Annotated in this window: 16 protein-coding genes and 1 tRNA gene; 12 read left to right on the top strand and 5 right to left on the bottom strand. The window is 43.4% G+C overall.

Features of this window, described 5'->3' with window-relative positions:
• Window positions 1–25: 25 nt before the first annotated feature.
• Window positions 26–1,204 carry an AIR synthase related protein gene (locus DJ568_RS07800; protein WP_199560918.1) on the bottom strand — a complete coding sequence of 393 codons (1,179 nt, stop codon included), beginning with the start codon at window positions 1,202–1,204 and terminating at the stop codon, window positions 26–28.
• 152 nt (window positions 1,205–1,356) lie between these two features.
• On the opposite strand from DJ568_RS07800, the gene DJ568_RS07795 reads away from it, so the two are divergent.
• Complete coding sequence (locus tag DJ568_RS07795; protein ID WP_158534894.1) at window positions 1,357–3,051, top strand: chloride channel protein; 1,695 nt, start codon at window positions 1,357–1,359, stop codon at window positions 3,049–3,051.
• A 63-nt stretch (window positions 3,052–3,114) separates the two neighbouring features.
• Here DJ568_RS07795 and DJ568_RS07790 read toward each other — a convergent pair whose 3' ends face one another.
• Window positions 3,115–5,289: a glutamine synthetase III family protein gene (locus DJ568_RS07790; RefSeq protein WP_114004708.1), complete on the bottom strand. Its 2,175-nt coding sequence runs from the start codon at window positions 5,287–5,289 to the stop codon at window positions 3,115–3,117.
• Between the two features lie 580 nt (window positions 5,290–5,869).
• Here DJ568_RS07790 and DJ568_RS07785 point away from each other — a divergent pair.
• From DJ568_RS07785 to DJ568_RS07750, 8 genes are all read left to right on the top strand, one after another.
• Complete coding sequence (locus tag DJ568_RS07785) at window positions 5,870–6,898, top strand: porin (RefSeq protein WP_114004707.1); 1,029 nt, start codon at window positions 5,870–5,872, stop codon at window positions 6,896–6,898.
• Window positions 6,899–6,968: 70 nt separating this feature from the next.
• Window positions 6,969–7,565: a DUF4468 domain-containing protein gene (locus DJ568_RS07780; RefSeq protein WP_114004706.1), complete on the top strand. Its 597-nt coding sequence runs from the start codon at window positions 6,969–6,971 to the stop codon at window positions 7,563–7,565.
• A 193-nt stretch (window positions 7,566–7,758) separates the two neighbouring features.
• Entirely contained in the window at window positions 7,759–8,631 is an 873-nt protein-coding gene (locus tag DJ568_RS07775) for an energy transducer TonB (RefSeq protein WP_114004705.1), read from the top strand.
• A gap of 333 nt (window positions 8,632–8,964) precedes the next feature.
• Window positions 8,965–11,190, top strand: a complete 2,226-nt coding sequence (gene purL, locus DJ568_RS07770; protein ID WP_199560916.1) for a phosphoribosylformylglycinamidine synthase subunit PurL — start codon at window positions 8,965–8,967, stop codon at window positions 11,188–11,190.
• A 3-nt stretch (window positions 11,191–11,193) separates the two neighbouring features.
• Window positions 11,194–11,583, top strand: a complete 390-nt coding sequence (gene gloA2 / locus DJ568_RS07765) for an SMU1112c/YaeR family gloxylase I-like metalloprotein (protein WP_199560915.1) — start codon at window positions 11,194–11,196, stop codon at window positions 11,581–11,583.
• A 2-nt stretch (window positions 11,584–11,585) separates the two neighbouring features.
• Window positions 11,586–12,311 carry a tRNA1(Val) (adenine(37)-N6)-methyltransferase gene (locus DJ568_RS07760; protein ID WP_114004703.1) on the top strand — a complete coding sequence of 242 codons (726 nt, stop codon included), beginning with the start codon at window positions 11,586–11,588 and terminating at the stop codon, window positions 12,309–12,311.
• A gap of 45 nt (window positions 12,312–12,356) precedes the next feature.
• Window positions 12,357–14,357 (top strand): ArnT family glycosyltransferase, encoded by a 2,001-nt coding sequence (locus DJ568_RS07755; RefSeq protein WP_114004702.1) that lies wholly within the window; start codon window positions 12,357–12,359, stop codon window positions 14,355–14,357.
• A gap of 1 nt (window position 14,358) precedes the next feature.
• The gene (locus DJ568_RS07750; protein WP_114004701.1) at window positions 14,359–14,853 is read left to right on the top strand and encodes a metallophosphoesterase family protein; all 495 of its coding nucleotides are present in this window, start codon (window positions 14,359–14,361) and stop codon (window positions 14,851–14,853) included.
• A 23-nt stretch (window positions 14,854–14,876) separates the two neighbouring features.
• Here DJ568_RS07750 and rnhA read toward each other — a convergent pair whose 3' ends face one another.
• Complete coding sequence (gene rnhA, locus DJ568_RS07745; protein ID WP_114005004.1) at window positions 14,877–15,347, bottom strand: ribonuclease HI; 471 nt, start codon at window positions 15,345–15,347, stop codon at window positions 14,877–14,879.
• Between the two features lie 83 nt (window positions 15,348–15,430).
• On the opposite strand from rnhA, the gene DJ568_RS07740 reads away from it, so the two are divergent.
• Both DJ568_RS07740 and DJ568_RS07735 read left to right on the top strand, forming a co-directional pair.
• Window positions 15,431–15,504 (top strand) — tRNA-His (locus tag DJ568_RS07740).
• 233 nt (window positions 15,505–15,737) lie between these two features.
• On the top strand, window positions 15,738–16,379 hold the full coding sequence (locus DJ568_RS07735; RefSeq protein WP_114004700.1) for a DNA alkylation repair protein: 642 nt from the start codon (window positions 15,738–15,740) through the stop codon (window positions 16,377–16,379).
• 68 nt (window positions 16,380–16,447) lie between these two features.
• On the opposite strand, the gene ald is transcribed toward DJ568_RS07735, so the two are convergent.
• Together ald and DJ568_RS07725 are read right to left on the bottom strand one after the other, a co-directional pair.
• Complete coding sequence (ald, locus tag DJ568_RS07730; protein ID WP_114004699.1) at window positions 16,448–17,557, bottom strand: alanine dehydrogenase; 1,110 nt, start codon at window positions 17,555–17,557, stop codon at window positions 16,448–16,450.
• A 388-nt stretch (window positions 17,558–17,945) separates the two neighbouring features.
• Window positions 17,946–19,790, bottom strand: coding sequence for a sialate O-acetylesterase (locus DJ568_RS07725; protein WP_158534893.1), 1,845 nt, complete (start codon window positions 19,788–19,790; stop codon window positions 17,946–17,948).
• A 293-nt stretch (window positions 19,791–20,083) separates the two neighbouring features.
• Here DJ568_RS07725 and DJ568_RS07720 point away from each other — a divergent pair, with 293 nt between their 5' ends.
• Window positions 20,084–22,495 (top strand): tetratricopeptide repeat protein, encoded by a 2,412-nt coding sequence (locus tag DJ568_RS07720; protein WP_114004697.1) that lies wholly within the window; start codon window positions 20,084–20,086, stop codon window positions 22,493–22,495.
• The last annotated feature ends 111 nt before the right edge of the window (window positions 22,496–22,606 follow it).

Genomic DNA, 22,606 nt, shown 5'->3' with positions numbered 1-22,606 from the left:
CCGTTAAACAGAGTTTGAAAGTATATTAATTATACACAAATTCGCCAAACTCCGACTTTATCGTCACCTGTTTTTTATCACCGGCTTCTACGCGGCCAATTATGCGGGCTTCTACGTTGAAACGCTCTGATATGGCAATAACATCGGCAGCAATTTCTTCGGGCACGTACAGCTCCATACGGTGACCCATATTAAATACCTTGTACATTTCCTGCCAGCTTGTTTTTGATTCCTCTTGTATCAGTTTAAATAATGGGGGAACAGGGAAGAGGTTGTCTTTAATAACATGCACGTTATCAACAAAGTGCAGTACCTTGGTTTGTGCGCCGCCGCTGCAATGTACCATGCCATTAATTTGCCGGCGATAGTTGTCCAAAATGGTTTTAATAATAGGCGCATAAGTACGAGTGGGCGATAAAACCAATTTGCCGGCTGTAACTTCTTGTCCGCCAATGTCTATTTTGTCCGTAAGGTTCTTTGAGCCTGAAAATATCAGGTTGTATGGAATGGCTGCGTCGTAACTTTCAGGAAATTTATCAGCAATGGTTTTATTAAATACGTCGTGCCTTGCGGACGTAAGGCCATTGGAACCCATTCCGCCGTTATACTCATGCTCATAACTTGCCTGTCCGTAGGAGGCAAGCCCTACTATAACGTTTCCCGGCGCAATACGATGATTGGATATTACGTCGTCGCGCTTCATGCGGCACGTAACCGTACTGTCAACAATAATTGTCCGCACAAGGTCGCCAACGTCGGCTGTTTCACCACCTGTTGAGTAAATGCCTATACCTGCGTCACGCAGCTCGCTTAAAATTTCTTCGGTGCCATTTATAATAGCAGCAATCACCTCGCCCGGTATCAAATTCTTGTTACGGCCAATGGTTGATGATAACAGGATGTTATCTATAGCACCCACACATAACAGGTCGTCCAGGTTCATGATAATCGCATCCTGCGCTATACCGCGCCAAACTGATATGTCCCCGGTTTCCTTCCAGTAAGTATAAGCCAATGATGATTTGGTGCCGGCACCATCTGCATGCATAATATTGCAAAACTCAGCGTCGCCGCTAATAATGTCTGGTATTATTTTGCAAAAAGCCTTTGGAAATATGCCTTTATCGATATTTTTTATTGCATTGTGCACGTCGTCCTTTGAGGCCGATACGCCGCGCTGGTCATATCTTTGCGAGGAAATCATGGGCAAATATACTTTTTAATAACTTTTTAAAGTTCTAAAAATATTACATTGCCTGCTTGCGGTGTTCCTGTATGCTAAAAAAACTATTTTATAACATAAACAGGTGGCGGCTTAAATTAAATAGTCAGCGTAATTTTTTAATTTACTGCAGCGTGGTGGTAGGGTTAATTGGGGGCCTGGCTGCTGTAGCGCTAAAATTTTTGGTGCATTTGATGGAAGATATCAGCCGCAACATCTCATCACACCTGCCATATCATTTTATATATGTGTTTTTGCCCGCGCTTGGGATTTTATTGACCGTTGTTTATATACACCTTGTTAACCGCGACAAGATACAGCGGGGAATAGGAAACATATTAGTAAGTATTAAACGCAACCGGTCAAACATCAAGGTTAATAATGTTTACTCGCATTTGATAAGCAGTTCATTAACGGTGGGTTTTGGCGGCTCATCGGGGCTGGAGGCGCCCATTGTTTGCACAGGCGCAGCCATAGGTTCAAACACCGGTAAGTTTTTTAAACTCTCATCTTACGAAAAAACACTGTTGCTTGCCGCCGGAACCTCGGCTGGTATAGCCGCTGTATTTAACAGCCCGATAGCGGGTGTATTATTCTCGCTTGAACTATTGATAGGAGAAATAACTATACCAACCTTTATACCATTACTTATAGCATCAGCCACAGGGGTGGTAGTATCAAAAGCATTATACTCCAAACAGCTATTCCACTTGGTTACTGAAGGGTGGGCTATGGAAGCTTTGCCATTTTATATATTACTAGGTTTACTGGCCGGTTGTACTTCTGTTTATATCAGCACCGTGGCGGGTAAATTGGAAAAGGGTATTTTTGTAAAACAAAACCGCTACGTGCGGGCCGTTGCCGGCGGGCTGCTGCTTGGGATAATTATATTGCTTTTCCCGCCTTTATTTGGTGAGGGTTACTATTACCTTCAGCAAATACTCAATGGCAATATCCAGGTAATAACACAGCAATCACTATTAAATCCGTGGTTACATCATCCAGTAGCCGTGCTGGGCTTTATAGCCCTGCTGGTGTTTATGAAGATAGTAGCCGCTGGCATCACTATAGGCGCCGGTGGTAACGGCGGCACATTTGCGCCAACCATGTTTACAGGTGCTTTTTTAGGGTTATTTTTAGCTTATGGTATTAATTTAACCGGGCTCGTACATTTAAGCACCGGAAATTTCATTGCTGTTGGCATGGCCGGCGCATTGAGTGGTGTTTTACATGCTCCGCTTACAGCTATATTCCTGATAGCCGAAATTACCGGGGGGTATGTGTTATTTATCCCATTGATGATTGTGTCGGCCATATCTTACATCATGTCGCGTTATTTTACACCACATAATATGTATTGGCATGATCTTGTACATGAGCGCAATATACATCCGGACCATGACGATGATATGCTTGATGCAATTGCCATTGATAGCGTGATAAACACCAGTTATGTTGCGGTCAATAAAAATCGGTCGGTTAAGGAATTCTATAAAATTTTAAGTGAAACACAATCTAATATTTTCGCTGTGCTGGATGAGGGAGCGTTGGACGGAGTTGTACTGGTTGATGAAGTACGGAGGCAATTGTTTTTAGACGATATGGAAAATGTTACGGTGGCTGATTTGATGACCGTGCCACCGGCCATAATTGATTATGGTCAGTCGGTAAATAGTGTGATGAGGATTTTTGACCAGCTGGACGTATGGCAACTACCGGTTGTTAAAGACGGCAGGTTTGTTGGTTTTATATCAAAGTCGGCATTACTCGCAAAATACCGCGAGGTTTTTATCAGCCAGCATAAACAAGCCGACCTGTTTTCACATTAAAAAGCACGAATTCCAAGGAATTTAATCCCTGACATTCGTGCTAATGAAACAAGAGTACTTTTTTTACTTAAAGAACAGGAGTTCCCTGAATTTTGGCAGCGGCCACAAGGTGTCGTCAACCAGCTGTTCAAGCTTATCTACATGGTACCTTATCGGCTGAAAGAATGAACGTACTTTTTCATCATAATCAATAGCCTTTTGGCGGGTATCATCTACCTTATTGATGTTTTTACGTTGCTGCACCATCTCCTCCACATTTTTTCTGATAAAGTTAATGTGTTCAGATAGTTTGTTGATGATATCAACCTGAGCTTCATACGTACTGGCATCAAGCCCTAGCTCTTTAAGGCCCTTTACATTTTGTACAAGCTTGGTTTGATAGTTGATGGCTGCCGGAATGATTACGTTGGTAGCCAGTTCGCCCATCACCCGTGCTTCTATTTGTAACTTTTTATAATAGCTTTCAAGCAATATGTCATGACGGGCATGCGCCTCCCGCTTGGTAAACACCCCGGTATCTGCAAATACCTGTTCGGTTTTTTCGCCTACCATCGCATCAAGGGCCAGCGGGGTGGTCCTGAAATTTGACAGTCCGCGAGACTCAGCTTCTTTTTCCCATTCTTCGCTGTAACCATTACCTTCAAAACGGATATTCTTTGATTCCTTAATGTACCTTTTAATAGTGAGCATCAGCGCAACATCCTTTTTTTCGCCTTTCTTCATCAATTTATCAACGTCCGTTTTAAATTTCCGGAGCTGGTCAGCTACTATAAGATTAAGGATGGTCATCGGGCTTGCCGAGTTGGCTGATGAGCCTACCGCACGCAATTCAAACTTGTTACCTGTAAAGGCAAAAGGAGAGGTGCGGTTACGGTCGGTATTGTCAGGCAATATCTGGGGTATTTTAGGTATGCCCTGCCACAGGGTGTTATCCTCTTTAATTTTTTTGCTCAGGCGGGACGTTTCTATCTCGTCAAGCACATCATTTAACTGGCTGCCCAAAAATATCGACATGATGGCCGGTGGAGCCTCATTGGCGCCAAGGCGGTGATCATTATTCACTGATGCGATAGAGGCTCTTAAAAGGTCGGCATGCTCATAAACTGCCTTTATTGTGTTCACAAAAAAAGTGAGGAACATCAGGTTGTTTTTTGGGGTTTTACCAGGTGATAACAGGTTGCGGCCTGTGTTGGTAATCATGCTCCAGTTATTATGCTTGCCTGATCCGTTTATGCCGGCGTACGGTTTTTCGTGCAGCAGTACTTTAAAGTTGTGGCGTTTTGCCACGCGGTCCATCAAATCCATTAACAATTGATTGTGATCAATGGCCAGGTTTATCTCTTCATAGATGGGCGCGCACTCAAATTGCGATGGGGCTACCTCGTTATGACGTGTTTTTAATGGTATGCCCAGTAATAGTGCCTCGGTTTCCATATCTTGCATAAAAGCATATACACGCTCCGGTATTGAGCCGAAGTAATGGTCTTCCAGTTGCTGGTTTTTAGCGGATATATGGCCAAATAGGGCGCGACCGGTTAAATAAAGATCAGGGCGCGCGTTAAAAAGCGCAATGTCAACCAAAAAGTATTCCTGCTCAATACCTAATGATGCGTTTACCTTTTCAACGCTTTTATCAAAGTAATGACATACTTCAACAGCTGCCTTATCTAAGGCATTTAGTGCCTTTAACAATGGCACCTTATAATCTAATGCTTCGCCGGTGTACGATACGTATACTGTAGGTATGCATAAAGTACGGCTCATAATAAAGGCCGGCGACGATGGATCCCACGCTGTATAACCGCGTGCCTCAAAAGTATTACGTATGCCACCGCTGGGAAAGCTTGAGGCGTCGGGTTCCTGCTGGGCCAGTGCATCGCCCGAAAAGCGCTCTATAGCACCTCCGTCAGCGGTAGGCTCAAAAAACGAATCATGTTTTTCGGCAGTGGTGCCGGTTAATGGCTGAAACCAGTGGGTGTAATGTGTAGCGCCTTTACTCATAGCCCAGGCGCGCATAGCAGAAGCAACCTGGTCGGCCATATCACGCGGAATTGGCTCGCCGTTGTCAATAGAGTTAACAATACTTTGATAAGCTTCAGTTGACAAATATTCCTTCATCTTCTTTTTATCAAAGACGTTGGCGCCATAAAAATCTGAAATTTTCGGCGATGGCATTTTTACTTCGGGTATAGTTCTGTTTAAAACAGATTGAAGCGCTTGAAAACGTACACTCGGCATTTGAAATCAATTTTAGGTTATCCCCAAAATTAGAATTATCATTTAACAATGCGCAATTTTTAAATAATTACTCAATCGCAAAAACTATTGCCAAATCCGCGGTTCGTTTTTCGATTTTGCTTATCCAGTAGCAGAAATTGTGTCAGTGAATGTCGATTTTCCGTGTTATTATGCAAAATGATCGCCTGATTTTTGTTAATTATTAAATTGATATAGGTTTTTTTGTGTTTTGAGGATTATTAAATGAGATATTTCCAGTAATTAGGCTAATCATGCCAAAAACATCTTATCTATTTTGCTGCTAATCGATATATTATGTGTTTTTGTTGAAAATAATTTAAGAAAATTACTTAATAAATTTGTTTTTGATAAAATCAGTACCTACTTTTATCAAAATTTTAATAGAAAACGCTTTTTATAATATAATTAACAAAATATGATATTTAAAATTTATCCTTTTTCACAATTATGGGCGTAATAGGAGCTTTCTGTTTTAATTATCGTACACCGTTCTCAAAAAAATTAAAAACTATTGCAATTAAATCATCAAATCGAAAACTTAATTAATCCAATCGTTATCATGAAAAGAAAACTTTTACTTTTATCTTTATTATCTGCAGCTGTATTCACAGCCAAAGCCCAGGATTCTACCCTGACGATCAGCGGTTCGGTAGATACATACTTTAAGTATGATTTCGCTGACCGTAAAAACATCGGTACCAGCTTTGCTACTGACCACAATTCAATGTCGATTGGTATGGTTGACATAGCATTGAAGAAAAAATTGCAGCGCGCGTCATTCGTAGGCGAGATTTCTTTCGGTCCGCGCGGACAGGAGCAGTCATTGCCCACAGGTTTAAATGGCGACTTCTACCACATTCAAAACTTATATGTATCGTATGATGTAACCGACAAGTTTGCATTAACAGCCGGTTATATGGGAACGTTTATAGGATACGAGGTAATTAGCCCGGTAGGTAATTTCAATTACTCAACTTCTTATTTGTTTACAAATGGCCCATTCCAAAATGCCGGCTTTAAAGCGAGCTATGTTGTTAATGATAAGGTGAGCTTAATGGCAGGTATCTTTAATGATGTTTGGAATGGCTACCGTTCGGCAAAAAAACTTGACAATTTTGGCGCACAGATCGGGTTGACACCGGTTGAGGGCTGGAGTGCTTATCTGAACGTATTAACAGGTAAAACATCAGGTACCATTTTTGACCTGACTACAGCATACCAAATCACCGATGCCTTTAAATTGGGCTTAAACGCAGCTGATTGGTCGGCACCGGAAAGCGCTGGCGGTTACACCGGCGTGGCCTTATATCCGCAAATCGCCGTGTCTAGCATCGCAACCATCGGAGTAAGAGCTGAGTACTTTAAATGGAAAGGTTACACCACTATGGAAGAAGGTGTTGAAGTTGATGTAGAATCACAAAACGTAAAAGCTATTACGTTAACTGCAAATATTAAAGGTGGTCCGCTTACTTTTATTCCTGAGGTAAGGCTTGACAGCTGGAACAACGATGGAAACTTCTTGAAAAAGAATGGAACTCCATCTAAGCAAGCTTCTCAATTTGTATTGGCAGCAGTATACGCTTTCTAATAGTTGAATAATTTGAGTTGATTTTTTCAGAAAGCCGCCTCATTTGGGGCGGCTTTTTTATATTTACATAATGAAAGAAATAGTATTAACACTAATGTTTGCTTTCGGCGTGGCCTTGGCTCACGCACAAACAACAGATTCATTATCGTTTGATGAAAATGATAAATACATTTATTACCAGGTTGCTTCCGAGCCATCAGTAAATACTGACACCTTATATAACAGGGCACTGCATTTTTTGAAGACGGCATATCCATCTGATCAGCTTAAGTTGAATAAAGAAAATAAGAGCAAGTTAAGTCTTACAGGCACAGGTGGTTTTATGGTCAGGAAAAAAGCGCTTGTATCTTTACAGCCAAATGCCAAAATCGAGTTTGACCTCACTATAGAGGTTAAAGGAGACAAATACCGCTATTGGCTAACTAATTTTGTTGTTGTGCCTTACCAGCGCGACCGTTACGCCAACTATGTTCCGGTGTCTGGAAAAAAAATACCTCTTGAACATGGGTACAGAAAACTCGGACAAAAAGATACGGACGATTATATTGATAAGTTATTGATGAACTGCAGGTGGGTAGGCGCAAAATTAAAATCATATATGGCCAAAACAAGCGGGTTGTCGCCCGCCGAAACGAAGCTTAAAAAAATTATTACTAAAGAATGGTAGGTAACTATAATTAAGGCTGGTAATAAACCGGCCTTTTTTATGCCATTAACGTAATATGGGTGTTCAAACATCTGTTACTTTAATAATTACGGCGGGTAAACGTTATTAAAGTTTCAAAACAGCAAATATTTCCATTTTAACAAAATATAATACTGTTTATACGCGTTATAATAGAAACTTAATTCCAATTATCATGCTTATCACCAAATTTGATTTGTACAGGACCGAGTGGCTTGATCTTGTATTTACTAACCGGAACAAAAATTATGGTGCCTACGAGTTAAGGCAAACCTACGCATCAACGTTGCTCAAGTCAATGGGCATAGGTTTTTTCGGTGTAGGCGCTGCATTGGCAATTGTTTTATATGCCGCCAGGCCGGCAATAGAGCAGGCAGTATCTATAGTTGAACCTAAGGATAAGGAAACCCCTGTCAACATAACAAAAATTAAACCGCCGGTAAAAGTTGAGCCGCCGGTTGAAATAACTACACCCGCTGCTGCACCGGTAACCCCGGCGGCTGCTGCGCCGAGGGTTAAAACAAATGCGATACCCACTGAAGTGGTAGCTGACGACTTGCCTACCGTTGATCCGCCAAAAATCAGCGAATTAACCGCTGCCATCGGCCCACAAAACCAGGATGGCATCACGGGTGTAGAAAACCTCAGTGGTGCAAACGGCACCGGCGATGCAACTGCTAAAGGCATGGGCACCGGCATGGGTGAAGGGGCAGGTACAGATAACGGTGTATATAACTTTAACGCTATAGAAGTATTGCCCGAGCCCGTTGGCGGGGCACAGGCGTGGAGCAAGTTTCTTCAAAAACACCTGCGTTACCCGGCAGTTGCAGAGCGTGAAGGTTTAAACGGTCGTGTGCTAATAAGCTTTATTGTGGAAAAAGATGGCAAGCTGACAGATTTTAAAGTGGATCGCGGAGCCGGATTCGGGTTTGATGAAGAAGCCCTGCGCGTACTTAAGATGGCACCAGCCTGGAGGCCTGGCATACAAAATGGCCGCCCGGTACGTGTTAAATATACAATTCCCATTAATTTCAGAGCACCTGAATAACACTATAGGTGAGTTATTTAAATGTAGCCCTCAATTTGTATATGTAGATGGCGAATGCGGCGGCCCGAAAGGGCCGTCTTTTTGCATACAGTATGTGCTCGCCGTAAAACGGTACGCAGCACTGGCAGATTGCTTAATGTTTTAAATTTGCGCTAACCATGTTCGTGCTTCATTAATGCTACTGGTAACCTTCATCGAAATCGAAAAGCTTTTTCTGATCATCGGTATAAGTTTTAATACTATATCAGCTAGCATCAGTCTTTTTGCTTTCTGCTTTAAGCTTTCGCCTCTTTTTCCTACTTTTGCGCATCCTTTCAAATAAAAATATACACATTGGAGAACCAAGAGTTAACCACCGTTGAAACCGCCAAGGATCTTGGCCTGTTACCCGAAGAATTCGAAAGAATAAAAGAGATACTGGGACGTGTGCCTAACTTTACCGAATTGTCTATCTTCTCGGTAATGTGGAGCGAGCATTGTTCTTACAAAAACTCTATCACATGGCTTAAAACTTTGCCTAAGGATGGTCCGCGTATGCTGGCTAAAGCAGGCGAAGAGAATGCCGGTTTAGTAGATTTAGGCGGCGGTATTGGCTGTGCCTTTAAAATCGAATCGCACAACCACCCTTCGGCGCTTGAGCCTTACCAGGGTGCTGCAACAGGAGTGGGCGGTATTAACCGCGATATATTTACCATGGGTGCCCGTCCTATCGCACAGCTAAACTCCCTGCGTTTTGGTGATATTCATCTCGATAAAACCAAGTGGTTAATTAAAGGCGTGGTGAAAGGTATCAGCCACTATGGCAACGCCTTTGGTATTCCTACCGTGGGCGGCGAACTGTTTTTTGACGAATGCTATAACATAAATCCGCTGGTAAATGCCTTTTCGGCCGGTATCGTTAAGGAAGGCGAAACCGTTTCAGCTACATCATATGGTGTTGGCAACCCGGTGTATATAGTGGGTTCGGCAACGGGTAAAGATGGCATACACGGTGCGGCCTTTGCCTCAAAAGATATAACAGAAGATTCGGTTAATGACTTACCTGCTGTACAGGTAGGGGACCCCTTCCAGGAAAAATTGCTGCTTGAAGCTACGCTTGAGGTGATTAAAACAGGCGCGGTTGTGGGCATGCAGGACATGGGGGCTGCGGGTATAATTTGTTCAAACTCCGAAATGTCGGCCAAGGGTGAACATGGTATGCGGATAAACCTAGATGCTGTACCTACGCGCCAGGAAAATATGAAGCCTTTTGAAATATTGCTGTCAGAATCGCAGGAGCGTATGCTGATTGTAGTACACAAGGGACGCGAAAAAGAGGTTGAAGCGGTGTTTGAAAAGTGGGATCTTAACTGTGCGATTATCGGCGAAGTTACCGACACCAAACGCCTGGAGTATTTTATGAACGGCGAAAAGGTTGCTGATGTGCCTGCAGACGACTTGGTATTAGGCGGCGGAGCGCCGGTGTATACCCGCGAGTACCGCGAACCTGCCTATTATGCCGAAAACCAAAAGTTTAAAATAGAAGATGTCGCTGAGCCGGAAGATTTGATTGCTGTAGCCGAACATTTGATCGGTCATCCCAATATTGCTTCAAAACGTTGGGTAACTGACCAGTATGATTCAATGGTAGGCGTATCAACCATGACCACCAACCGGCCAAGTGATGCGGCTGTTGTTGCAGTACGTGATACCGATAAAGCCATTGTAATAACCGTTGACTGCAACTCACGCTACGTATATGCCGACCCGCAAAAGGGCTGCGCCATAGCGGTGGCCGAAGCTGCGCGCAATATTACCTGTGCCGGGGGCGAGCCGGTTGCTATTACCAATTGTTTAAATTTTGGTAACCCATATATTCCTGAAGTATACTGGCAGTTTGTTGGTGCTATTAAGGGCATGGGCGAGGCTTGCCGTAAGTTTGAAACACCGGTAACAGGTGGTAACGTAAGCTTTTACAACCAGTCGTCAGATGAGGGCCCGGTGTTCCCAACCCCAACTATTGGTATGCTGGGCGTAATGGATAACCTGGATAATATAATGACGCTTGACTTTAAGCAACCCGGCGATTTTATTTACCTGATAGGGGAGTCTGTAAACGATATTGCTGCGTCGCAGTACCTGGCATCATGGCATAAAATACAGGCATCGCCTGCCCCGTATTTCGATCTGGACAAAGAGTACGCCACCCACCAGGTAATTAAACTGTTAATACAGCACAAATTGGTGCAATCTGTACATGATGTGGCTGATGGCGGTTTATACATAACCCTGGCTGAATCAGCTATGCCTAACGGATTAGGGTTTGACATTGCCACTGATAGCGCCATTCGTAAAGATGCTTTCCTGTTTGGCGAAGCCCAGGGCAGGATAGTAGTGAGTGTTGCACCTGAGCAGCAGGACAGCTTTGTTGAACTGATGGCCACAAGTGAAACCGAATTTACGCTATTAGGTACTGTTACAAACGGTTTTTTCAATGTAGATGAGGAGTTGTTTGGCCACGTAACTGATGTAAAGCTGCTGCATGATAACGTGCTGCACGTAATATTAGGCGACGAATAAACAATGCTGAAACTAAACGGGGTACACCATATCGCTATAATTTGTACAGACTATCAGCGGTCAAAACAATTTTACTGCGAAGTGCTCGGTTTAAGCATAGTACGCGAGGTTTACCGCGCCGAAAGGAATTCATACAAGCTCGATCTGGAAATTGCAGGACAATACCAGGTTGAGCTTTTTTCGTTCCCTGAGCCGCCGCCGCGCCCTTCAATGCCCGAAGCCGCGGGGCTGCGGCATTTGGCACTTACGGTGGATGATATAGATGAGGCCATAGCTGCCCTTAACGCATACGGAATAGCTACTGAGCCGGTAAGGATAGACGAATTTACCGGAAAGCGATATACCTTTTTCCCCGACCCTGACGGGCTGCCGCTTGAGCTTTACGAAGCCTGACCATGAGCAAGCCCGAAAAACATCTTTTCCGTTTTAAAAAATTTGATGTAGACCAGCGCGGTTGCATCATGAAACTTAATACAGATGGTGTGTTACTTGGCGCTCTTGCCGAAGCGGAAAAACCACAAACCATATTGGATATCGGTACCGGTACAGGTGTTATCGCGTTAATGCTGGCACAACGTTTCGCGACAGCCAAAATAGATGCGGTAGAGGTAGATGAGGAAGCAGCCGTTACTGCGACAAGTAATTTTAATAACTCCCCATTTGCAGACAAACTTACGGCATACGCCATGGGTTTCGCCGACTTTTTCAAAATTAATCCGGAAAATAAGTACGACCTTATAATATCAAATCCCCCTTTTTATATTGATGCGCTGGCATCGCCAAGTGCGGTTAAAAACCTGGCCAAACATGCCGGTGCCGGTTTTTTTGAAGAGTTAATTTCGGTTTCATTGCAGCATTTATCGCCCGGTGGTATTCTATGGCTGGTATTGCCGGTAAACACCGCCGCGCTTGTTAAGTCCATAGCGGCACAACGCGGTTTACATCTGCAAAAAAATATTACCCTGCACTCTTTTAAAACTGATGCAGCACATCGTGAAATATTAAGCTTTGGTGTACAACAGCTTGCGTTAAAACAACAGCAGTTTGTAATTTACAATGCTCCAAAAGTTTACAGCGAGCAGTACCAACGGGCATTGGCAAATTTCTTTATAGTTTTTTAAAGCATAATAATACCTTTATGGCACTGTATCGCAGTAAACCTTTATATGGCCATACTATTACTTATCACTTTTGCAGGGGTCTTTTTAACGCTTGGCGTACGTCAACCCAATTCAAATAAGCGCTCACTGCTGCTACAGAGCGTGCTGTTATTTTCGCTCCTGGTAGTTATAACCACCGAAGTGCTCAGCCTGGTTGCGTTCATCAATGTTTGGGCAATAATGCTGGTGTGGGCGGTTGTTGGTGCAGGCCATATACGCTATCTTTTTAAGCAGCGGGAGCAACTTAATACGTTTGTGAAAAACCTTCGCAGCGATGTAAAACTTAAATTAACTACCCTCAGCCTGTCCCAAAAGGTAATGTTGGGCGCGCTGGCCGTGTTGCTATTGCTGGTATTTGCACAGGGCATAATATATCCGCCCAATAACCGCGATTCGCTTACTTACCACATGGGACGCATCCCTGCCTGGATAGGTCAGCACTCTGTTGAACATTTTCCAACGCATATTGTGCGGCAACTGTATCAACCCCCCTTTGCCGAGTACCTTATTATGCACATTAACCTGCTAAATTTTAGTGATTATTTGTCGTCTTCGGTGCAGTTTGTATACCTGGTTTGGGCTATGATAGCGGTTACATTAATTATTAAGGCAATGGGCCTTGGTAGCCGCTGGCAAGTAGCCGGCTGTATATTGGCCGCAACAATACCCGAGGTGCTTTTGCAGGCATCAAGTACGCAAAATGATATAGTGGTAGCCGCCTTTGTACTCACCGCATTTTACTTTATGCTAAAGGCCATAAAAGAGCCAACGCTAAAAAATTATGCCTGGTTTGGCTTAGCGGTGGGACTAAGTCTTTTTACAAAGGGCACTGCATACATGTACCTGGCGCCGGTGCTGCTCATTTTTGGTATTGATGTGCTTGTAAAAGTGTTCAGAGAGAGAAAGCTACATTATATCTATAGCGGTTTGCTAACGGCAGCGTTACTGCCTGTATTGATCAACATAGGGCATTACAGCCGCAACTATGGTTTTAGCGGTAATTTTTTGGGTGTGGATCACGAGGAATCGCGCATCTACAAAAATGAAAGTATGTCGGTACGGTACTTCGTTGTTAATGCGGTAAAAAATGCCGATTTGCACATGGGCGTTTTAGGCGTGCCGCATATTACCTTACTGGCTAATAAAGCAGTGCGCAAGTTCAGTAATGCTGTTCATGTTAATCTGAACGACCCTGCCATCACCATTCCCGGAACTTCCGGAATACCCGGCGATATGTTATGGGCTTATTTTTACGGCGGAATGACGGCCACGCACGATGATTACGCCCCCAATTTTTTCCATTTTTTCCTGATATTAATTGGCCTGATAATTACGCTGGCCACGCTAACTACAAGGAAAGCGGGCAGCAGCGTAATGCTTTTGTTGGTAGCCGTAGTATTACAGGTAGTAGTATTTGTATTGTATTTAAAGTGGCAGTCGTTGGGTACGCGGCTGCACACCACCATATTTTTAATGGCCCTGCCGCTGGTGTGTTATGCTGCAGGCGTTAGTGGCTTATTCCGTAAAGTGACGGCCGTAATGCTACCTGTAATATTATTTTATGGTTACCTGGTGGTGGTGTTTAACTTTGGCCGCCCGTTAATTAAATACGATGCAATGGTAGCCGGGTTCAGGATAACGCGGCCCATATCAGTGAGCGACAATAGGTATCAAAAGTATTTCTCACTCATTACCGAAAAGGCTACCTACCCTGAATATGCTGAAGTACTTAATGAAGTTAAGCGGTTAGGTTATAAAAACATTGGCTTTATATCAGGTTATAATGATTGGGAGTACCCGTTATTTAAAGATTGCTACAGCCGCCCGCTTAACCCGGTGCACCTTTATGTAAATAATTACAGTAAAAACATTCCCTTAAAAGAAAGCAATGTTGATTGCATAGTAGCTACCAATACCAATAAACTGTATATTGATTACAAAGGCAAGCGGTATGTAAACCGGGATGCCAGCCATAAAACAATATTTCTTTATACCACAAGTAATTAGAATGACTCGCATCGGCCTTATCTCGGACACCCATAGCTTTTTGGACGATGCCGTGTTTAAACACTTTGACCAATGTGACGAGATATGGCACGCCGGCGATATTGGAAACATAGATGTGGCCAACCGCCTGGCCGCCTTTAAACCTTTTAAAGCCGTATACGGTAACATCGACGGCATGTATGTGCGACGCGCATATCCTGAAAACCTCCGTTTTACCTGCGAAAAGGCCGATATTTGGATAACCCATATTGGCGGTTATCCCGGCAAGTATCATCCGGCCATACGAAACGAAATTTACAGCAACCCGCCCAAGATTTTCATTTGCGGGCACTCGCATATATTAAAGGTAATTTATGATAAGCAAATAAACTGCCTGCACCTTAACCCCGGCGCGGCCGGTAAGCAGGGCTGGCAAAAAGTGCGTACGCTGCTGCGGTTTAGTATAACAGGGGATAGGGTGGGCGATATGGAGATAATTGAATTGGGCGGGAAGTGAAGTTTTGGATCAACGAGTATCAACTACAACAAATTCACCTTTGCATTTTCTGCTTCAAAAACGCTGTCGATGAGTAAACCAGGTCGCTTGTAAGCCGCTACGGCCAGTTGGTCGCAGCGTTCATTTTCGGGATGGCCGGCGTGGCCTTTTACCCATTTAAGCTTTATGTTGTGCAATTTGGCCAGTTCCAGGTAACGCAGCCACAAATCTTTGTTCTTTTTATCCTTAAAACCCTTTGCTACCCAGCCATGTACCCAGCGTTTTTCAATAGCATCTATTACATATTTTGAGTCAGAATAAATGATGACATTTTGATTAGGGTTCTTCAGCGCTTCAAGTCCTTTTATAACGGCAAGCAGCTCCATGCGGTTATTAGTGGTTTTGCGGAACCCTTCAGAAAGTTCTTTATAGTGCTGTCCTGCACGCAAGATAGTACCATATCCGCCCGGCCCGGGATTACCGCTTGAGGCGCCATCTGTAAACAGCTCAATCACCATGCGGCAAATGTATCAGTTAAATATTAAAAAAGCTTTGCAATTAGGCTTACAATTTCTATTTTTGCACACCTTACAAAACGGTAGATGTAGCTCAGTTGGTTAGAGCACTAGATTGTGGTTCTAGGGGTCGTGGGTTCGAGCCCCATCATTTACCCGGAAGCCTCTCATGAAAATGAGAGGCTTTTTTTTGATGGTTGGGGTTACGTGTTACCTTTACGCCCTCACATCTGAAACCTTCTATAATTAATTTAACAAGACTTTTATAAAATTCAGCACCTGAAGTTTTCATATCCAATTAGAGTTTTAGTAGTGTTACTAAATGTTCCTGCTTATCTTTGACCGTAATGCTACCTGTTCATTTGTCCGGAATAGCGAATCAACATTGATATGGAACGCTCATCAAAAGCAAAAAACATCCTGGCCCAGATTGATGATAAAACTAAGTTGGGTGACTTGCGAAAAATTGCAAAAGATATAAAAAAGGATCATGGACTGGCGATGGAACTATGGTCCACCGGAGAATTTTTGCCCAGGCAATTGGCTATCCTCATAATGGATAATAAGCTTCTTTCGCAGGATTTGATTGATGAGCTGACCAAAGATATGCAGCGGCACCCAATTAGTGAACATAACTGTCTGGTAGATTGGTTGATGGCCAATCAACTGTCTAAGGAGAAGAAAACGGTAGCGCTAATGCAATCGTGGCAAAACAGCCCGTCGCCGCTTCAACGACGGATTTTTTGGTATTACCAGGCGCGTTTGCGGTGGATGGGTAAAACAGACCACCCAAATACCGAAGAATTGCTAGCAGCCATTGAAAACCGGATAAGCATCGAAGAACCTGACGTACAATGGGCAATGAATTTCACTGCAGGCTGGATAGGGGTTTTCAATAAAGAATACCGCGCCCGCTGTATTGATATCGGAGAAAAAAACGGTCTTTATAAAGGTAAGATGGTATCAAAGGGATGTACCCCAGATTACTTGCCGGAGTTTATTGCCATTGAAAGCAGCAAACGGAATTTATAACGCCTGACCGATTCCAAACAGCATGCAAAAATAAGCAGATCATCAGATCTGCTTATCTATAACAGCTTTTAATCAAAAATTACTTCCCGGTAAACATGTCCGGTTACGTCTGCAACGGCTTTGTAGGTCACGGCGCCGTCGTAGGTATTTAACCCCTTAGCCAAGGCGGCATTGCCGGCGAGCGCCTTTTGATAGCCTTTGTTGGCTATCTGCAGGGCATATCCTAAAGTGGCGTTGGTAAGCGCGGTGGTGGAAGTGTAAGGCACTGCCCCCGGCATATTACCTACCGAGTAATGGATAACATTATGCTTAATATAAATAGGTTCATCGTGCGTGGTAACACGATCAACGGTTTCAAATATGCCGCCCTGGTCAATAGCCACATCCACTATTACCGAACCGGGTTCCATCGCGGCTACCATGGCTTCGGTAACCAGCCGGGGCGACCTTGCGCCGGGAATTAAAACTGCACCAATAACAAGGTCGGCGCTCTTTAGCGCTTCGGCAATAGTGCTGGCGTTAGATGCCCTTGTAGAAATCTGATAGCCAAAAATGTCATCCAGTTGGCGCAGCCTGTCTAAATTAGTATCTAAAATAGTCACTTCGGCACCCGAACCTACCGCTATTTTAGCAGCATTGGTGCCGGCCACGCCGCCGCCGATAATCACAACCTTGCCTCGTCGTACACCCGGTACGCCGCTTAACAATACGCCTTTGCCGCCATTGGGTTTCTCCAGGTAACCGGCACCTACCTGTACGGCCATGCGTCCGGCAACTTCGCTCATAGGCGTAAGTAAAGGCAGCGCGCCATTAGGTAATTGGATAGTTTCATAGGCGATACCGGTTACGCCTTTATCAACAAGGGCTGCTGTTAACGCAGGTTCAGCCGCCAGATGCAGGTAAGTAAACAAAATAAGCCCTTTACGGAAGTAAAGGAACTCAGTGGCGATGGGCTCTTTAACCTTCATCACCATTTCGGCCGACCATGCTTCGGCGGCGGTATCGACAAGCACAGCGCCGGCAAGTTCATAGGCGCTGTCTGAAAACCCCGATCCAGCACCGGCGTTTCGCTGTACGCTTACACGGTGTCCTGCTGCCACCAATGCGGCCACGCCAGCGGGAGTGGCCGCTACACGGTTTTCGTTATTTTTAATTTCTTTGGGAATGCCAATGGTCATAAGATAAGTTATTTTTTGAGGTAAAATAACTCGCCATTTTCTAAAGATGTGCTCTTTAAAATCAGTGCCTTAGTTGGTAGGACGCGGGCGACAGCAAGTCAGTTAACGTGACAAAATTAGTTAGAAAAATAGCACCATAGGGTGGCAGCAATCAAAAAAATTTACTGTTAACTAATTAATATTTAGCCAAATATGTGATTGTGCTTAACTATTTTGAATGAAATTTAATTTTATGAATAAGGTATTAAGCAGATGCGGGCTGCTTTAATGTAACTGTTCTGGTTAATAACATGGTCTCATAAAATGCGTGCAACGTTGCGTCAACCTGCAAGGTTAATATGCATTCATATTTAATTAAATACATGGATATCGTACAATGCAATACCGTTTACCACGCATCCAAACGAAAGGGTTCCATTGGCAGGCCATCACTATTTTGAAAGGTATTGTCGGTAGGAAAGTCGTACCAAGTATATCTGACAGATACTATATCGCGGTTCGGTTTTGGTTTGGTTATCACCACCTTCCCATCAATTATGTTCGCTGTTGCCTTTACAAATATCTTGTTAGCTTCGGCCACGTAAAAATCGCCGGTATTTTTGGTTCCTCCTTTTTTGGCTTTGAGCCCCTTAGCATCTTTAAAGGTAAGGGTAACGGCGTTATCCGTTTGCGCAAGGGTGGGGCTATTAGGACCACGATATTTAACCTGAGTTAAACCATAAGTTTTATGTAAAGCATTAAAGGCCAGACGATCGCCAACCGGTTTTTTTATAGTAGAATGAATATCAAGCCATTGCCCTGCATCCACCGTAACTGCCATGCCCATGCGGCCGGGGTCGAAATCCATGATACTTACCTGCGCTTCGCGGAAACGGGCGATAGGAACATAGTCATTCCCCCCCTGGTTATACGCTGATAATTGGGTGTAGTAGAACGGCAGCGTATTATCTGCGAAAATGCTACGCCAGTTTTTAACCATAGCAATATTCAATGCAGTGTAATTGCTTTTAGGTTCGTTGCCAACATTGTTTTCACCCTGGTACCATACAAAGCCTTTTATAGCCATATCTTTTAAGGGATACAGCATAGCGTTATAAAAGCGTGCTATACGCGGGTTTGAAGCATAGTAGTTTTTCAGCATCGGGTCATTATTTATAATTTCCTTGCTTGTCCACTCCTCACAATCAGTACCGCCAAAAGCTGCAACAACTAACCCGATGGGAACCTTTATAGCGGTATGCACCCGCCTGCCAAAGTAATACGCCACCGCGCTTAATCGTTTCGTGTTAGCCGGATTAACAACCTTCCACTCTCCCGAGGCCGGAATATCAGCATTGGGCGCCTCAGGGTTTTGCGCATCAGCTACAGTTAAAAAGCGCATTTGGGGGTATTGCGCCGCGGCCAGTTCTGCCTCGTAGTTTTCAACACCTTTATAGGACCAGAACCCTGTTCCTTCCCTGTCCATGCGCATTACCATATTCGACTGCCCGCTGCATACCCAGACATCGCCTATAAGTATATTGCTAAGGGTAACGGCCGGCTGACCGGTAACTGATGCCACCAGCGTTTGGGGGGTTGTATTTGCCGCTACCGCGGGGATGGCTACCTGCCATTTACCTCCTCCGTCGCTCCTGGTACTTAGCACACTGCCGTTCCAACTAGCTTTAACAGATACCAACGCGTTTGGAGAGGCGGTACCCCAAACTTTAAAAGGCTTGTCGCGCTGTATTACCATATTGTTTTGCAAAATATTGGCCAGTTTAAAAGAGCCGGCTTTTATTGTGTCGCTTGGGGGTAGCTGGTTAAATCCCCACATTTGTGACGCTGCTGCTATGTAAGGTTTTAGTTGCACCATACCAGTGCCGTTGCCGGTAATGGCAAGTCCGTCGGCAGCATTTACTACCTTATAGTTTTTTCCGCTTATATGGCTTATTCGCCACAGTTGTTCATCGCCGGATGTCCGGTTGTTTTGCACAATTACCCGTGTGCCATTGTGATTATATGATTGTGCGTATAGACCATTACCCAGGTTACTTATGGTATAATCCCTGTCACTTACCCGGGTGATTTTCCATTTTTGGAATGATGTGCCGTTATAATCACTTAGTTTATAAGTGCCGCCTATAGATACCGATTCATTAGCTACTTCTGCCCAGCTACCGGTTTTATTAATAAATTGATAAAAATTATGCGATCCTACTGTATTAAGGGTTAAACCGCTGGATGAACCCATGGCGTCAGTGAGAGGTTGGGAAGGGGATAGGTTGTCAGTTCTCTTGCAGCTTTGCAAAATTGCTCCCACTGTTATTAACAAAATCAAGCTCTTTATTTTCATTGATAGGTGTTATGTAAACCGTTTTAGTAAAGATAAATGCAATGTAAGCAAAATTTTAATGCCCGGGGGGGAGTGATTCACTACAAAGCATTCGTTATATCACAGTTGATTTGCAGGGCGTGATCATGCAAATAATTTGTTTTTCGAGAAAAAACTGCTAGATTTCAACCTGAAAATTTCTTACTTATCACATGACGCGTTTTTACTTGCTGCTTGTAGTACTATTTGTATCGTATAGTGTTTCCTCTGCTCAAAAAATAGAACTTATTAACTCCGGCGACCTGATTAGGCAGGCTAATGCCAGGTCTGATTCGGGTAATTACAAAGGTGCCTTAAAACTACTTAACAAAATTTCGCGTAACGACACTAACTACGTATGGTCGCTATATGAACGTGCGCTTAATTATCAGGCAGACAGCAATTATACTGAGGCGCTTAAATACGCGCAGGAAGGACTAAGCCAGAAAGAGCATCTTGAGCATGAACCAGATCTGTACAATATTACAGGCAGTATTTTGGATGACCTGAACCGGAAAGATGAAGCGTTAAAAATACTTGACGAGGGTATAGCCAAATACCCCGCCTTTGCATCCTTATATTTTAATAAAGGGATCGCGCTAATGAGCCTGAAGCGATATGCCGAGGCTGAGGAAGTTTACAAGAAAACGTTGCTGATAAGCCCATACATGTCGAGCGCGCATTTTCAGCTTGGGATAGCGGCCCTGGAACAAGGAAAGTTAATGCCGGCTTATCTAAGCTTTATAGGGTATTTATTAATAAATCCGCAGGGCAAATATGTGTCAAATGCCATTACCTTTCTTAATAACTTATCCAGAAGTAATGATAACGCGCTAGCATATAAAAATAAGCGCAGCACTGGCGCCGGAGATGCCTATCAGGAGATAGAAGATATCGTGCTATCAAAGATAGCACTCGACCCATCCTACAAACCTATGGTATCTATTGACGACGCGATTTCAAGGCAGATACAAGCCGTGTTTGAGAAAATGGAATATAAGAATACTGATGGTGACTTTTGGGTGCAATACTATCTGCCCTATTTTAAGCAGGTATTTAATCAGAAAAGGTTTGAGGTATTTATATTCCACATATTCTCGGGCGTTGATTTGCCGGTGGTGCAAAATTATACCAAACGAAATAAAAAAGAACTTGAAAAATTTGCCGAGGAGGCGGGTAACTATTTCAACCTGATACGTGCCACCCGTAAACTTAATTATGGCGAGCGCGATACGGTAGCACTCAGATTTTACTTCGAAGATGGCGCACTGGTAAGCAAAGGAAGAATGGTTGATGGTAAAACATTTGTTGGCCCCTGGATAATTTATTATCCGGGTGGCAACCTTAGAGCGGCAGGTAATTACACAGCTAACGGCGAGAAGAATGGTGTATGGATGTATTACCATCGTAATGGGGACACAAGAGCTAAAGAGTTTTACAAGTTGGGTAAGATAGATGGTAAGCAGTATTATTATTACGAAAATGGTAACCTGAGCAGCGAAGATAATTATAGTAACGGGGTGTCCGAAGGGTTATACACCAGCTATTATTACGCAGGCAACAAAAAGCTTACCGTTAACTATAAACAAGGTAAAAGAGAAGGAGAACAACGCCAGTATTATTCGAGCGGTGCACTTAGTGAAATTAATAACTTTACCAATGATATATTTAACGGCCCCAGCACTTTATACTATAGAAACGGAAAAGTTAAGACCCTAATTCCTTACGTATCAGGTAAAGTTGATGGTATTTATAAAGGTTATCACGAGAATGGGAACATTTCTTATGAAGGCAGATTTACCAATGATAAGGCCGAAGGTACATGGAAATATTACTATCCTTCAGGCAAAATTAAAGTCATAAGTAACTATAAAAGTAATTTATCTGATGGTGCCTCAGAAGAGTACTTTGAAAGTGGTCAGTTATCGTTAAAATCTGCAAGCAAAAACGGCGTGCCTGACGGCCAGAGCATCTCGTATTATGATGATGGAAAGGTGTTTTGTAAGTCGATGTATGTTAACGGTGTGATCAAGTCTCGGGCGTTCTTTGATAAGGCAGGTGCATTGTTACATACCGTTGACTTAACAGGTAATAACACGAGTTTGCCTACGTTCAGCTACTCTGGCTATCGCAGGTCAAATACACGCTTTAACAGTAAAGGTGTTGTTGACGGGGCCGACACGTTATACTATCCCTCGGGTAAAATAGAGCAGGTGAATCATTACAGGGATGGCCAGTTAAATGGCTTATCAATAACCTATTATCTTAACGGTAAAAGGAAATCAGAGATAAATAAAACAGACGGTGAAGATGACGGCTACTTTACAAGTTTTTATGTAAACGGAAAGCCCGAGTCGGAGGGATGGTTAGTGAAAGGGCAAAGACAGGGTGATTGGATATTGTATGACGAGAAAGGCCGTGTAACCAACCGGTTAAGTTATCTGAACAATGAGTTAAACGGTTTTAAAGAAGTGTTTAATCCAAATGGAAAGATCAATCTGGAAGAAAAATATCATTTAGGCTGGTTGGAAAAAGTAACACAATTTGATACCGTCGGGAATATCATTGCTGTAAGGGTTTATTAATTTGGTAATAGAATTAGGTGTTTTTATTTGTTGTTTAGGGAGACCATATCGATAGGTTTTTTGCCATTAATGCCCTGATGTGGTCTTTCCCAATTATAGTAAACAAGATAT

It is taken from the genome of Mucilaginibacter hurinus (assembly GCF_003324525.1).
Lineage (GTDB): Bacteria > Bacteroidota > Bacteroidia > Sphingobacteriales > Sphingobacteriaceae > Mucilaginibacter > Mucilaginibacter hurinus.
Note: the sequence above shows the minus strand (reverse complement) of the source record. Positions and strands in the feature narration are given on the sequence as shown.

Excerpts from the sequence above, each read along its gene's own strand:
- DJ568_RS07780 (WP_114004706.1), top strand. The coding sequence starts at position 6,969 with ATGAAAGAAATAGTATTAACACTAATGTTTGCTTTCGGCGTGGCCTTG.
- DJ568_RS07790 (WP_114004708.1), bottom strand. The coding sequence starts at position 5,289 with ATGCCGAGTGTACGTTTTCAAGCGCTTCAATCTGTTTTAAACAGAACT.
- gloA2 (WP_199560915.1), top strand. The coding sequence starts at position 11,194 with ATGCTGAAACTAAACGGGGTACACCATATCGCTATAATTTGTACAGAC.
- DJ568_RS07725 (WP_158534893.1), bottom strand. The coding sequence starts at position 19,790 with ATGGGTTCATCCAGCGGTTTAACCCTTAATACAGTAGGATCGCATAAT.
- DJ568_RS07755 (WP_114004702.1), top strand. The coding sequence starts at position 12,357 with ATGGCCATACTATTACTTATCACTTTTGCAGGGGTCTTTTTAACGCTT.
- DJ568_RS07775 (WP_114004705.1), top strand. The coding sequence starts at position 7,759 with ATGCTTATCACCAAATTTGATTTGTACAGGACCGAGTGGCTTGATCTT.
- DJ568_RS07785 (WP_114004707.1), top strand. The coding sequence starts at position 5,870 with ATGAAAAGAAAACTTTTACTTTTATCTTTATTATCTGCAGCTGTATTC.
- DJ568_RS07735 (WP_114004700.1), top strand. The coding sequence starts at position 15,738 with ATGGAACGCTCATCAAAAGCAAAAAACATCCTGGCCCAGATTGATGAT.
- DJ568_RS07760 (WP_114004703.1), top strand. The coding sequence starts at position 11,586 with ATGAGCAAGCCCGAAAAACATCTTTTCCGTTTTAAAAAATTTGATGTA.
- ald (WP_114004699.1), bottom strand. The coding sequence starts at position 17,557 with ATGACCATTGGCATTCCCAAAGAAATTAAAAATAACGAAAACCGTGTA.
- DJ568_RS07800 (WP_199560918.1), bottom strand. The coding sequence starts at position 1,204 with ATGATTTCCTCGCAAAGATATGACCAGCGCGGCGTATCGGCCTCAAAG.
- DJ568_RS07720 (WP_114004697.1), top strand. The coding sequence starts at position 20,084 with ATGACGCGTTTTTACTTGCTGCTTGTAGTACTATTTGTATCGTATAGT.
- DJ568_RS07750 (WP_114004701.1), top strand. The coding sequence starts at position 14,359 with ATGACTCGCATCGGCCTTATCTCGGACACCCATAGCTTTTTGGACGAT.